9 protein-coding genes and 1 pseudogene are annotated in these 14,124 nt (G+C 53.5%); 9 read left to right on the top strand and 1 reads right to left on the bottom strand.

All coding sequences use genetic code 11. From position 1 onward, the window contains the following. Positions 1–5: 5 nt before the first annotated feature. The 6 genes and pseudogenes from E0E37_RS14980 to E0E37_RS18935 all read left to right on the top strand — a co-directional run. Complete coding sequence (locus E0E37_RS14980; RefSeq protein WP_246019748.1) at positions 6–3,350, top strand: response regulator; 3,345 nt, start codon at positions 6–8, stop codon at positions 3,348–3,350. A gap of 154 nt (positions 3,351–3,504) precedes the next feature. Next, entirely contained in the window at positions 3,505–4,626 is a 1,122-nt protein-coding gene (tgt, locus tag E0E37_RS14975; RefSeq protein WP_130863797.1) for a tRNA guanosine(34) transglycosylase Tgt, read from the top strand. Positions 4,627–4,684: 58 nt separating this feature from the next. Beyond that, on the top strand, positions 4,685–5,608 hold the full coding sequence (gene metA, locus E0E37_RS14970; RefSeq protein WP_130863796.1) for a homoserine O-acetyltransferase MetA: 924 nt from the start codon (positions 4,685–4,687) through the stop codon (positions 5,606–5,608). A gap of 42 nt (positions 5,609–5,650) precedes the next feature. Beyond that, complete coding sequence (gene rlmD, locus E0E37_RS14965) at positions 5,651–6,808, top strand: 23S rRNA (uracil(1939)-C(5))-methyltransferase RlmD (RefSeq protein ID WP_130863795.1); 1,158 nt, start codon at positions 5,651–5,653, stop codon at positions 6,806–6,808. Between the two features lie 201 nt (positions 6,809–7,009). Beyond that, positions 7,010–8,089, top strand: a complete 1,080-nt coding sequence (locus E0E37_RS14960; RefSeq protein ID WP_130863794.1) for a glycosyltransferase family 2 protein — start codon at positions 7,010–7,012, stop codon at positions 8,087–8,089. Positions 8,090–8,317: 228 nt separating this feature from the next. Beyond that, positions 8,318–9,616 (top strand): annotated as a pseudogene (locus tag E0E37_RS18935) (hypothetical protein); the annotation flags it as partial. Positions 9,617–10,091: 475 nt separating this feature from the next. On the opposite strand, the gene E0E37_RS14950 reads toward E0E37_RS18935, so the two are convergent. Next, on the bottom strand, positions 10,092–10,898 hold the full coding sequence (locus E0E37_RS14950) for an IclR family transcriptional regulator (RefSeq protein WP_130863792.1): 807 nt from the start codon (positions 10,896–10,898) through the stop codon (positions 10,092–10,094). Between the two features lie 260 nt (positions 10,899–11,158). On the opposite strand from E0E37_RS14950, the gene E0E37_RS14945 reads away from it, so the two are divergent. Genes E0E37_RS14945 through E0E37_RS14935 form a run of 3 tightly spaced genes read left to right on the top strand, consistent with a single transcriptional unit; the run spans position 11,159 to position 14,042 of the window. Next, positions 11,159–12,205, top strand: a complete 1,047-nt coding sequence (locus E0E37_RS14945; protein WP_130863791.1) for a TRAP transporter substrate-binding protein — start codon at positions 11,159–11,161, stop codon at positions 12,203–12,205. A 23-nt stretch (positions 12,206–12,228) separates the two neighbouring features. Beyond that, a complete protein-coding gene (locus tag E0E37_RS14940; RefSeq protein ID WP_130863790.1) occupies positions 12,229–12,717 on the top strand; it encodes a TRAP transporter small permease in 489 nt (162 codons plus the stop codon). Beyond that, complete coding sequence (locus E0E37_RS14935) at positions 12,714–14,042, top strand: TRAP transporter large permease (protein WP_130863789.1); 1,329 nt, start codon at positions 12,714–12,716, stop codon at positions 14,040–14,042. Before E0E37_RS14940 ends, E0E37_RS14935 begins: the two co-directional genes overlap by 4 nt. Positions 14,043–14,124 lie beyond the last annotated feature (82 nt).

Raw genomic sequence — 14,124 nt, 5'->3', positions numbered from 1 at the left:
GAGCGGTGGCTGCAAAAAAGGAAAGCAGGGATATCAGGAAAAAAATAGCATTGCTGGCCGCCGCAGTCGGCGTCATTCTCTGCATTCTGACCCTGCTGTTCGTACAGGGCGTGAAAACAGAGTTGTGGGAGCAGTCTGTCAACACGATCATGGAGAGCACCAGTCAGGGCTGCGGCGCCCTGAGGATCCAGCTTCAGGATGAATATGAATTCATGGAAAGTCTGGCTCCCTACGTGAAGAAATATACGCCGAAAGATGAGGGGCTGGAACAGCTGCTGTCATTCTACGCCCGGGCAGGGGGGATCAGTCTGTACCTGCCGGAGGGAACAAGCCTGCCTTCCGATATAGAGATCGACGAAAAAGCGGCGGAGGCTTTGTCGGAAGAAGAAACGGAAAATGGGATCATCGATCCTCATATCAGCAGCGTGACTGGAGTCAATGTCTTTGATCTGTTCTCAAAAATCACTCTGAGGGACGGGACGGAGGCCTGGCTTCTGAAAGAGTTTGAAGTGGGAAGCATCGTGGATACCTTCAGCCTATCTTTTTACAACAACGCGGGCTTTTCCTACGTGGTAAACACGAAGGGAGATATTCTGATCCGCGCCACTCATCCCAAGAGCAATAAGACGGTCCAAAATTTATTTGACATGCTGCCGGTCTCGGAAAACGACGGGGAGAGTCTGAAGGAATTTGCGCAGTCGCTGGAACAGTTTCGGACAGGATGGGCAGTTTTCACCTATCAGGGAGAAGAAAATGTGTTCTGCTACACGCCCCTTGTGCTGCAGTCTGACTGGTATTTGGTCTCGATCATTCCCAAAGATGTGGTGGAAGCCCAGACGAACAGCATTCTGCTGCGCTCGCTGGCATTGGTGGGCAGCGTTCTGTTCAGTATTCTTCTGCTGGCTGCCTTCTACATCAGATATGTGAATCGGACCAACCGGAAGCTGACCAATCAGGCTAACTATATCGGCCATCTGTACAACGCGCTGCCGGAGGGTATCGCGGTGCTGAATGTGGAACCTCCCTATCGCATCCTTCAGCTCAACGATGAGGGACTTCGCCTGCTGGATTATCCGGCGGACTCCCCCAACGACGCGCTGAGCGGCAGATCTCTCCGTGATGTGGTCTATCCGGAAGACTACGATCGGATCGAGCAGCTTTTCCGCGACGCTGCGGCAGGCCGCCGCAAAAGTATTTTTGAGAACCGTCTGTCCAAAGGGAACGGCGATTACTTCTGGGCATCCGGGATTATCGAAATGACTCCCGATGAAAACGGGATCGACGTTTTCATCGCCGCATTCCACGATATCACCAGAGAGAAACTGGCAGAGGAAGATGCGGAACGCGAGAAACTTCAGGAGCGTCTCACGCTGGTGGGCGCGCTGTCAAACGCCTATCCTGTGATCATCAGCATGAATCTTACCCAGGACACGCTTAACTTCATCTATATAAAATCCGGTCTGATGCTCGGCCTGGGCGACCAGAAAACTTACAGTAAATTATTTGAAGATATGACGAAGACCGTGCATCCGGAGAACCTGGAAAAGTTTAAAGAGTTCTTCACGCCCGAGAACCTCCGCGGTACGCTGGGCCGTGAAAAGAACGAGGTTTTTCTGGAGGCCAGACAGCGGCTCACAGACGGCAGTTATCACTGGACATCAACACAGATCATTTACGTTGACAATCCCTATTCAGACGACCGGCTGGCAGTCCTCATATCCCGCCGTGTGGACGAGCAGCGCTATGAGGAGGAACAGCGGCGGCAGGTCCTGCAGAGCGCGCTGGATAACGCCAGGGAGGCCAACGATGCCAAAAGCCGCTTCCTGTCCAATATGAGCCATGATATCCGCACGCCGATGAACGCGGTCATCGGGATGACCGCCATCGCAGAAGCGCATCTGGAAGACCGGCAGCGGGTGCTGGAATGTCTGAGAAAAATCAGACTTTCCGGAAATCATCTGCTCAGCCTGATCAACGACGTGCTGGATATGTCGAAGATCGAAAGCGGAAAGCTCTCCCTCCGGGACGAAGCTTTCAACTTTGCCGAACTGACCGTGGAAACGGTCGAGCTGGTACGTTCTCAGGCAGAAGCCAGAAAGCAGCGGCTCGATCTGCGGCTGGCCATGCTGAAAAACGAAAGCGTGCTGGGCGATCCACTGCGCATCCGGCAGATCTATATCAATATTCTGAGCAACGCGGTAAAGTACACGCCGGAGGGCGGCAGCATCAGGATCGACATCGACCAGGAGGAAAGCAGCCGCAGGGAATACGCAGTTTATCTGTTCCGATGCTCCGACACAGGAGTGGGCATGAGCGCAGAATTCCTGGAAAAACTGTTTCAGCCCTTCGAGCGGGCCCATGATTCCACCGGCAGCAGGATCACTGGAACCGGTCTGGGAATGGCCATCACAAAAAATATCGTGGATCTGCTCAACGGCGAGATCCAGGTGGAGAGCAGCCCCAACGAGGGGTCCGTATTTACTGTCCGGCTGCCGCTGCGGCTGCAGGATGCACCGCGGGAAGAAGCGCCTCAGGAATGGATCGGGGCCCGCTGTCTGATCGCATACAGTGAGGAAAAGACATGTGAAGAGGCCGCCGAACTGTTTCGCGATCTGGGACTTCGCACGCAGTATGCAGCCGGCAGCGGCGCTGCCGCCGCCGCGGGGGAGAATGCCGGAACAGATCCGTTCCGGATCGTGCTGGTGGACTGGAAGATCTGCGTGGAAGGAATGGAGACGCTGCAGTGCATTCGGAAGGAAATCGGACCGGAATGTCCCATCGTCCTGCTGACTGACAGCGACTGGGCCGAGTCGGAAGGAGAGGCCAGAGAGGCCGGCGTGACGGCGTTTCTCTCCAAACCTTTTTATCGTTCCAAGATCTGCTCTCTGCTCAGGGGATTGGGCGGAGAACAAAATTGGAACAGTTGTGACGGCCCCATCAGTCCGGTCAGCTTCGCAGGCTGCAGGGTCCTTCTGGCGGAGGATAATGAGCTGAACAGAGAGATCGCCGGCATGATGCTGGAGGCCATGGGGATCCTGGCAGACGAGGCATGCGACGGAGCGGAAGCAGTGGAGAAGGTAAAGTCAGGAGGCGGGATCTACGATCTGATCCTGATGGATGTTCGAATGCCAAATATGGATGGATACGAAGCTACCCGGGCGATCCGGAAATTAGAGGATTCAGGCGCCGTCAGAGCAGTCCCCATCGTCGCCATGACAGCCAACGCCTTTGACGAGGACGTGCAGGATGCGCTGCGGGCCGGCATGGACGCGCACATTGCCAAGCCTGTGGACCCGGAGATCCTGTGCTCCACGCTGTGCAGACTCCTGAACCCGCAGAACGAGACGTAAGTCCGGGCAGTTTTCTATTCCGGAGCAGATCTTCTGGATCCGGACCATTCAGGAAGCAGCGCCTTTCCGGATTGACAGAACTTCGATATTTTGATATTCTGTGTCGTGATGTTTGATCAAAATTTTATCTTCTATTATAGAAAGGAAAAGCCATATGCAGCATGCAGTGACTTATGAACTGATAAAGAACGATCCGCGGACCAGGGCCAGAAGGGGCAGAGTGCACACGCCTCACGGCGCCATAGAGACCCCGGTGTTCATGCCGGTGGGCACCGCGGCCACCGTAAAGGCCATGCGTCCCGAACAGGTAGCAGAGATGGGCGCGCAGATCATACTCTCCAACACATATCACCTTTACCTTCGCCCCGGTCACGAGATCGTGAAAGAGGCGGGGGGACTCCACCGTTTTATGAACTGGGACCGTGCCATCCTCACAGACAGCGGAGGATTTCAGGTATTTAGCCTGGGAGATCTGCGTAAGATTAAGGAGGAGGGCGTGACCTTCCGTTCCCATATCGACGGGTCAAAGCACTTTTTCTCACCGGAACGATCAATTGAAGTGCAGAACGCGCTGGGTTCCGACATCATCATGGCCTTTGACGAATGCGCCCCTTATCCGGCCGACCGAAAGTATGTTAAGGATTCCCTGGAACGGACCACTCGCTGGCTGGCCCGGTGCGTGCAGGCTCATAAAGATGTGGAACGCCAATCGCTGTTCGGCATCATGCAGGGAGGTATGTACAAGGATCTCCGCTATGAGAGCGCCATGCAGATCGTGGAGATGGATCTGCCTGGTTATTCGATCGGCGGCCTCTCTGTGGGAGAGCCAAAGGAGTTGATGTACGATATACTGGATGACTGCGTGGAGTATATCCCCGTAGAAAAACCGCGGTACCTGATGGGGGTAGGAAGCCCGGACTGTCTCTTTGAGGGGGTGGAACGGGGCATCGACATGTTTGACTGCGTCCTGCCGACCAGGATCGCCCGTCACGGTCTTGCAATGACTTCGCTGGGCAGAGTAAACATAAAAAATGCTCAGTATGAACGCGCATTCGAACCCCTGGATCCAAATTGCGATTGTTATACATGCCGAAATTACTCCAAGGCATATCTCCGGCATCTCTACAAAGCGGATGAGATATTGTCTTCCATGCTGCTGACTAATCACAACCTGTATTTCCTGGTAAACACGATGGAGAAGATCCGCCGGTCTATCGAGGAAGATCGCTTTACAGAATACAAAAAAGAGTTTTTCGACAGCTACGGTAAATTTTAAGGTCGAGGGTGGATCGATCTTATAACAGAGGAAACAACAGAAGAAAGGACTGAGGAATATGCCGATATTGGTACCGAAGGGCTTGCCCGCATATAAAACGCTGAGAGATGAGAATGTATTCGTCATGACCGACGCCCGGGCGCAGAAGCAGGATATCCGGCCGCTGCGTATCGCTATCGTCAATCTGATGCCTACAAAGGAAGTCACCGAGACGCAGCTGATCCGCATGCTGGCCAACACGCCTCTTCAGGTGGATATGCAGCTGCTGACCATGGACTCCCACGAATCCACCCATGTGGACCGCGCGCATATGGAAAACTTTTATAAGACTTATGAAGAAATCAAAAATCAGCGTTTTGACGGTATGATCATCACCGGGGCTCCTGTGGAGTTCCTTCCCTATGAAGAGGTGGATTACTGGAAGGAACTGTCGGAGATCATGGATTACACGGACGACAATGTGTTCAGCACCATGCACATCTGCTGGGGGGCGCAGGCCGGTCTTTATCATCACTACGGCATTCAGAAATACGTTCTGCCTGAAAAGTTATTCGGGGTGTTTCCACATTTCGTTAAAGAAAAAAAATCCGAACTGACACGTGGATTTGACGAAATTTTTTATGCACCTCATTCGAGACACACGCAGATCAGAAAAGAAGATATCCTGGCAGTGCCGGAACTGAAGATCCTGGCGGAGTCTGAAGAAGCAGGACCTCACCTGATCTCCACGAGAAACAAGCGAAAAATTTTCATTCAGGGCCACGCGGAGTACGAGCGTGACACACTGAAGCTGGAATACCAGCGCGACGTGGCCAAGGGGCTGAAACCAAAAGTGCCGGCCAACTATTTCAAAGACGACGATCCCAGAAAAAAGGTCATTATCAGATGGACGGGTCATGCCAATCTGTTCTTCGCCAATTGGCTGAATTACATATATCAGGAGACTCCATACGATCTGAATAAACTGGACAAAATGAAATAGTCATTTGGCTGACAGAAGAGTTATTGAGAAGGAGATTGAGATTTGGAAATTTGTAAGCACAACGACGTGTGCGGAGGCTGCATCTATCAGGAGATACCGTATGAAGAGCAGATGACCATGAAGGCCCGGGAAGTTGTGCGCCTGCTGGAAAACAAAGGCGTGCGGCCGGAGCGGTTTCTCGGTGTGGAGGGCAGTCCGCTGCAGTACGGCTATCGAAATAAAATGGAATATACCTTCGGCGACGAGGTAAAAGATGGGGAGATGACCCTGGGCATGCACAAGAGAGGCCGTTTTATGTCCATCGTCACAGTCGATCAGTGTCAGCTGGTTGCGGAAGACTTTAACAAAGTCCTTCGGGCCACCCTGGATTTCTGTACAGACAGAGGATATGACTTTTACCACAAGAAGGCGCATCGGGGGCTCATGCGAAACCTGATCCTGCGCCGGGGAGTTCACACGGGGGAGCTGCTGGTCAATATTGTGACGTCATCGGAGGCCGCCTTCGACGGAGAAGGTTATGTGGCGCGCCTGCAGGAACTGGATCTGTCAGACAGCCTTGTGGGAGTCCTTCATACGTATAACGACGGGCTTGCCGACGCGGTGGGCTGCGACCGCCTGGAGATCCTGTTCGGACGTGATCACTATATGGAAGAGATCATGGGTCTGAAATTCAAAGTCAGCGCCTTCTCCTTTTTTCAGACCAACGTCATGGCGGTGGAAAAGCTTTACACGGAAGCCATCGCACTGATCGACGGCGTGGAGGGAAAAACGGTCTTCGATCTGTACTGCGGAACGGGAACCATCACGCAGGCCCTGGCACAGCAGGCGAAGGAAGCCATCGGGGTGGAGATCGTTCCCGAGGCGGTGGAGGCTGCCAGAGAAAACGCCCGTCTCAACGGTCTTGACAACTGTCGTTTCATAGAGGGAGACGTGCTGAAGGCGCTGAGCGATCTGGAGGAAAAACCAGATGTGATCGTGGTAGACCCGCCCCGTATGGGCATTCATCCGAAAGCCCTTCAGAAAATATTAAACTATGGGGTCAATCAGATCGTATACATTTCCTGCAATCCGAAGACGCTGGCTGAAAACCTGGAAATGGTAAGGCTTGCAGGCTACGCGGTCAAAATTCTGAAAGTATTTGATAACTTTCCTCACACAAAGCATATCGAGTCCATCGTTCTGCTGCAGAAGGACGGATAATGGACTCCGAAACCAGACATGAATGTCCGTCGCAGTGCGGCTTTCATGTCTTTTTTTCTGCGTAAAATACCGGGAGACGATAATGATTTATTCGAAGATCGGGACTCGGACCGCCCCGCAGCGCACATTTTGTCTTTCCGCTCATATGGTGTAAATGATAGCCCTTCAGGGCTATACAGCATAGGAAAGAGGATGTAACTGATGATCACAATAAGTCTTTGCATGATCGTAAAAAATGAGGAAGACGTTTTAGAACGCTGCCTGTCATCTGTCAGAGATCTAGTGGATGAGATCGTAATCGCAGACACCGGATCAACGGACAGAACACGAGAGATCGCGTTGACTTTTACCGATAAATTGTATTCATTTCAATGGATCGACGATTTTGCCGCGGCCAGAAATTTTGCATTTTCAAAAGCCACCAAGGACTACTGTATGTGGCTGGACGCCGATGATGTGATGGAGGAGAAAGACAGACTGGAACTTCTGGCTCTGAAACACACTCTCACGTCTGACACGGATATCGTAATGATGCGGTACAACACGGCTTTTGACGAGGCGGGGAAGCCTTCCTTCTGGTATTATAGGGAGAGATTGATCCGCAATAACAGGGAGTACCTGTGGACGGGCGCCGTGCACGAGGCGATCACACCCAGCGGCAATATCATATATTCAGACGCCGCGGTCTCACACAGAAAAATCCACGCCGGCGATCCTGACCGAAATCTGAATATCTATAAAAAAATCCTCTCGGAGGGAAAGAAATTGAACGCGCGGGAGCACTATTATTATGCCCGCGAACTGTATTATCACGGGCTGTACGAGGAAGCGCTTGAGGTCTTTCAGCGATTTTTGACCATGGATGAAGGATGGCTGGAGAACAAGATCGAAGCCTGTATCATGACCGCAAAGTGTTATCGTGAGACCGGCGCTGTCCCCGCAGCCCTGGGGGCGCTGCTGAAAAGCCTGGAATTCGACGTTCCCAGAGCGGAAGTCTGCTGTGAGATCGGCAATCATTTCATGGGGAACGGACAATATGAAACGGCGGTATTCTGGTTTGAGACGGCTCTGGCCTGCCGGATGAACTTTGCCAGCGGCGGGTTTATCATTACCGACTGCTACGGCTACACGCCCGCGCTGCAATTATGCGTCTGCTGCGATAAACTGGGCCGGCATGAAGACGCAGAAAAATACAATGAACTGGCAGGAACATTCAAACCGACTTCACCGGCGTATCTGTACAACAAAGCATATTTCGATAAAATTAAAAAGAATAGGTAGAAGGATGAAACCCTTTTTGAATTTCACATATATTATATAAGCAGCTTCGGCTGTTAATTGAAAAGGATGTGAAATTCAATGAATTATAATATAAATGGGTATTGCTGCGGCTATCCCTATAGTTCTTATCTCAGCGGGTGCAGGTGCCCCATAGGACCCAGAGGCTGGCCGGGTCCCACTGGTCCCACAGGGCCTACCGGCCCTGCAGGTACTGCCGGTCCGGCGGGTATGACCGGTGCCACGGGCGCCACAGGCGCAACGGGAGCTTCCGGCATAAATGGCGCTACAGGCGCCACCGGTGCGACAGGTGCAACAGGCGCCAACGGTACGACGCCTGTCATCACTGTGGCTGGGACAGTGACGGGAGATCCCGGCACGGAAGCCAGCGTTGACGAAACCTTTTCTCCCAGCGGCGCACAGCTTCTGTTCACGATCCCTGCCGGTCCTACCGGCCCCACAGGAGCCACAGGAACCAGAGGTGCGACAGGAGCTGCGGGAGCCACTGGAGCCACAGGCGCTACTGGTACAGGAGTCACCGGCCCCACTGGTCCCACAGGACCCAAAGGAGAGACGGGAGCCACGGGTCCCACCGGAGCGACAGGTGCTACTGGTGCAGGAGTCACCGGCCCCACTGGCCCAACAGGACCCAAAGGAGAGACGGGAGCCACGGGTCCCACCGGAGCGACAGGTGCTACTGGTGCAGGAGTCACTGGCCCCACTGGTCCCACAGGACCCAAAGGAGAGACGGGACCCATGGGTCCCACCGGAGCGACAGGTGCTACTGGTGCAGGAGTCACTGGCCCCACTGGCCCCACTGGTCCAACAGGAACCAGAGGTGCGACTGGCGCCACGGGTGCTGCGGGTACAGGTGCAACCGGCCCCACAGGTCCAACAGGAGCAACCGGTCCCACGGGTCCCACCGGAGCCACAGGCCCCGACGGTGCGGATGGAGCAACCGGTCCCACGGGAACTGCGGGGGCAACAGGAGCAGACGGAGCAACCGGTCCCACTGGTCCCACGGGACCCACCGGAGCCGATGGAGCAACCGGTCCCACAGGAGCAACTGGAAACACCGGGGCAGATGGAGCGGACGGAGCCACAGGCCCTGCTGGTCCCACTGGAGCAACAGGAGCAGACGGAGCAACCGGTCCCACCGGTCCTACAGGAGCCACCGGAGCCGATGGGGCCACCGGTCCCACAGGAGCCACGGGAAATACCGGAGCGGATGGAGCGGACGGAGTCACCGGCCCGACAGGTCCTACGGGAGCGAACGGGGCCACTGGCCCGACAGGTCCCACGGGAGCGAACGGGGCCACTGGCCCTGCAGGTCCTACGGGAGCAGGCGGAGCCACCGGCCCGACAGGTCCTACGGGAGCGAACGGGGCCACCGGCCCGACAGGTCCCACGGGAGCGAACGGGGCCACCGGCCCTGCAGGTCCTACGGGAGCCACAGGCCCAACAGGACCCACAGGACCCACCGGCCGCAACGGTGTGGATGGAGCAACCGGTCCCACCGGCCCCTCCGGTTCAAGAGTTACCGCGCTTAATCTGACGGTAGATACTGGAGGAGCGGTCACCGGCGGAAGCATAACGTTAAATGACGGTACTACAGTTCCTATTACCGTGACTACAGCGTAAGCAGCTTCATTTAATAATTGCCGCCGGTCCAACAGTTTTAAAGGTCTGAGGATCTATCGCATCCGTATAAGCTGCGGAGCGGCGGCGCTGGAGTCCATGCTGATTTGATGAGGTCTGAAAAAGGGCGGATCGCTTTGTGCGACCGCTCTTTTTTATTTGAGAACCGATCCCACAAAGAAACATATTCGCCCTGCGGGCTCACTTTGACAAAGTGGACTTTTTTGAAACATACGGAAATATCAGTGGACAATATATCAGTGGACAATATTTCCTATGCTATAAAAAATGCGCAGCAGATTTGCAAATCTGCTGCGCAATATAAGTCTAACGTTTTGAGTTTATCCATTTTGTAATGGGGCACGTTCTATTTTTTTTCGGAATAACCCAGGCGGGAGGAGATGATCCCGGTGACAGACTTCATTCTGCTGTAGATGTCTTCGTCGATGCGCTCCTGAGTCAGGCTGGAAGTCTTTCCGAACACGCTCATGGCCGCTATGATTCTTCCGGAAAAATCGATGAGGGGGAAGGCGATGCAGCGCAGTCCCAATTCACATTCTTCCTCATCCATAGCAAAGCCTTTTTCGCGGACCTGATCGAGATGGTGTAGAAGTTCTTCCTTTGTGCCAATGGTATGGTCCGTCATTTTCTTCAATCCAATGATGGAAATATAGGCGTCGATCTGGGATTCGGAATAGCTGGAGAGCATAATTTTTCCCGAAGCTGTAGCGTGAAGAGGCGAACGCCTTCCGATGCGCTGAAGGGTATTGCTCCTGCCGGCGGAATTATCGATGCAGTCCAGGTAGACGCATTCATAATCCTGATCCATAGTCAGGCAGACGCCCAGGTCCAGGTCGCCGGCCAGCTGGCTGATAAAAGGGGAGGTGATATTGCGGAGACTCAGATATGAATTCAGGTTTTCGCTGAGCCGGCAGACTTTCCAGGTCAGGGCGTAACGGGAAGTGGCCTCCTCCTGATACACGTAATTCGCGTTTTGCAGAGCGTTCAGGTAGCGCAGTACCGTGGGCTGAGTCATCCCTACCAGTTCGGCCAGATCCTGCAGCCGGACGGGCATGCGGTAGTGAGCGATAGCCTCCAATATCTGCAGCAGCTTATCTGATGATTGGCTGGAAGCCTTCTCGTTGGCGTTCACAGCAGTTTTTTTTGTTTTCATAAGTTACTTCCTGTTTGATTCTTATATAAAATTCCAATATTCTGCTTATAGTCTCATATTACAGTAAGGAATGGGGCATTGTCAATCTAAAAAAACATATGTTTGAAAATTAGATTTTAAAAAATAAAATTAAATAACGATATATAAAACTAAATAATCAAAAACATAAAATCATATTGACATGCAGTTTTCTAAATTGTTATAATAATCAAAATTATAACTCTGGTGATGAGCTGTGTATCGAAATCAGGAGGTAAATTATGAAAAGACTGTTGGCGATCTTACTAGTTTTAGCAATGTGTTTCTGTATGGCTGCCTGTGGGGATCAGGGCGGCTCGGCCGGGGATAAGGAGGCTGTGATCGAGTGGAAAATGGGCAGCGCGGGGGCGGATCCGGCCATGTCCCTGCTGAGTTCTTACAGTGAATTCATGACCAAATTTGTGGAATTGGTCAATGAGAGGAGCGACGGCCGTCTGGTCATTACCCCTTACTACAATTCGATTTTAGGAGGCGACGTTCAGATGATGAACGATTGCAGGGATGGAAATCTGGAGGTCTACCGGGGCAATCCTCTGTCCGGCATCGATTCGCGCTTTGGCTTCAAAGCCATGCCTTATCTGTTCAGTGATTACGATCAGGTCGAAGAGCTGATGTGCAGCCCTGACGGCGGGCTCTTCCTGATGATGAAAGAGATTCTGAAAGATCATAACTGCGAGCTGGTGGGGATGGGTCACGGAACCTTCCGGGGCCTGGTCAATACCAAGCATCCCGTCAAAACAGTGGATGACGTAAAGGATCTGACGATCCGCATCTATGAGGATCCCACGGTCAACGCGTTCTGGACGCCCCTGTGCAATGCTCAGCCTCTTCCGTGGAACGACCTGTACACGGCCCTTCAGACCGGGGTGGTGGACGGCGCCGAGATGGCCAGCAATATTGTCATTTCCAGCAAAAACGACGAGGTGGTGAAGTATTTCAGCGAGATCCAGTGGCAGTGGGTGGGTTCTTTTACCATCATCAACGCGGACGCCTTCAACGCTCTTCCCGACGACTTGAAGGAGATCGTGGTGGAGTGCTCCTGGGAAGCCGGACAATATGAGAATGAGATGGAAGAAAAATATAGAGAAGAAGCTCACCGGATGCTGGAAGAACGGAATGTGGAAGTCTACATACCCACTGAGGAAGAAATGCAGACATGGATCGACTACGCCCATTCCGTGGCCCCGAAGATCCGCGAGATCGTGGGAGGGGAAACCTTTGACAAGGCCATGAAGATCGTGGATGAGTCCAACGAAAAGCGCAATTGACCTGGAAAGGAGATGGAGCCATCATGCAAGTGTTCAAGAAAATCGGCGACTGCTATGAGAGGGTGATCCATTGGATGTCCATGGCCAGCGTCTTCGCCCTGACCGCGATCTGTTTTATGATGGTGATCGGCCGTTATGTACTTCACAAGAATCTGGGAGGGCTGGAAGAGCTTCCGGTCTACCTGATGATGGTCACCGCCTGGCTTGGCAGTTCCATCGCCTCCAAGTACGACAAGCACGTGAAGGTGGATCTGGTACAGGAGTTCGTGAAAAGCGCCCGGATAAAACAGCTGGTCCGCCTGTTGGTATTTATCCTCACCGCCGCGGGCTATGTGCTTTTTACATACCTTGCCTTTCGATATATGGAGGTCAGCTTTGTCCGTAAGACCACATCGGCGGCTCTGCAGTTTCCCCTGTGGTATATTCACGGAGTGATCTTTGTGAGCTCCCTTGCATCCGCTTACTTTTTTATCCTTCACATCATTGAAGAAGGGAGGAGGTGGAACAAATGAATATTGTACTGATCGCCACAGCCGCTGTCCTTGTACTGATCTTTGCGGGCATGAGCATTCCTGTATGCTTTCTTCTGGGGTCTGTTTTATACTGCGTGCTGAGCGGTTCCTCCTTTAATTTCTTCATGGGACAGGCTTTCTATTCCCTGGATTCCAACTCTCTTCTGGCCATACCTCTCTTTACGCTGGCGGGGGTGCTGATCGATAAATGCGGTATTGCCAGGGTGCTGGTGGATGCGGGGGAACGGCTGCTGAAGGGAGTCAAGGGGGGAATGGGAGCCACCATTCCCGTGGTATCCTGCTTCTTCGGCGCTCTGTCCGGATCCGGGGTGGCCACGGCCACTGTGATGAGCACCATGCTGGCGCCCCGGTTAAAGGCCAAGGGCTGGGATATCCGGTATGTAGCCGCCTTTATCGCGGCCTCGGGTCCCCTGGGATTTTTGATCCCTCCCAATGTAAACGCCATCGTATTTTCCAAGGTCTCCTCCGCGTCGGTGAGCTCTCTGTTTCTGGCCACGGTGTTTCCGGCGATCATCATGTGTGCTCTGTATCTGCTGATCAACAGGCTCACCTATGAAAAATGGTATTCCCCCGTGGGGAAAGAGGAAGCGGGGGAGGAGCCGTCGGAAGTCGGGACGACTGAGAGCTTACCGGCCTTTCAGCAAAAATTTGTCCGGGCAAAAGAAATACTCCCGGCCGTTCTGTTTCCGGTCATCGTGCTGGGAGGGATCTACGGCGGCATCTTTACGGCCACGGAGGCCGGCGCCGTGGGCTGTGTCTACGCTGTGCTGGTGGGCTGCATCGTCTACCGCATGCTCAATTTCGGAAAGCTGAAGGACAGCCTGACAGAGACGGCGCACTCGGTGGGGACTCTTCTGGCCGTACTGCCCATGACCATGATCTTTACCCGTATTCTGGTGACCAATGATGTGCCCACGGCCATAGCTGCATTTATCACAGGAGTCTCCGCCAACAAATACGTGATCATTCTGGTGATCGACGCAATTCTGGTGATCGCGGGGTTCTTTCTGAATCCCACGGTCATGACTCTCGTCATGGGTCCTCTGCTCATTCCCACGGCCACGGCGGTGGGAATCTCCCAGATACAGCTTGGGGTCATTCTGTTCGTCTCCATCGGCATCGGCGCCTGTACGCCGCCTATGTCCATGCTGCTGTTCACCGCGGCCCGGCTCTGCGACACCACCGTTCCCAAAATGGTAAAGCCGCTGCTTCCTTTTCTGGTCTTCGGCGCGCTGCCCGTGTTGCTGCTGACCAGCTTTGTCCCGGGATTGTCGGAGTGGCTGCCCAAGATATTTATGAAGTGAGCCATTGAGCCAGACATTGAAACAGAACAGCGGAACAGGTCGATCACTCTGAAAAGCAAAATGAACAGGAGGTAAAAGGTGA

The organism is Bacilliculturomica massiliensis (assembly GCF_900605495.1).
In the GTDB taxonomy this organism is placed as follows: domain Bacteria; phylum Bacillota; class Clostridia; order Peptostreptococcales; family Anaerovoracaceae; genus Bacilliculturomica; species Bacilliculturomica massiliensis.
This window is presented reverse-complemented; position numbering and strand designations above follow the sequence as displayed.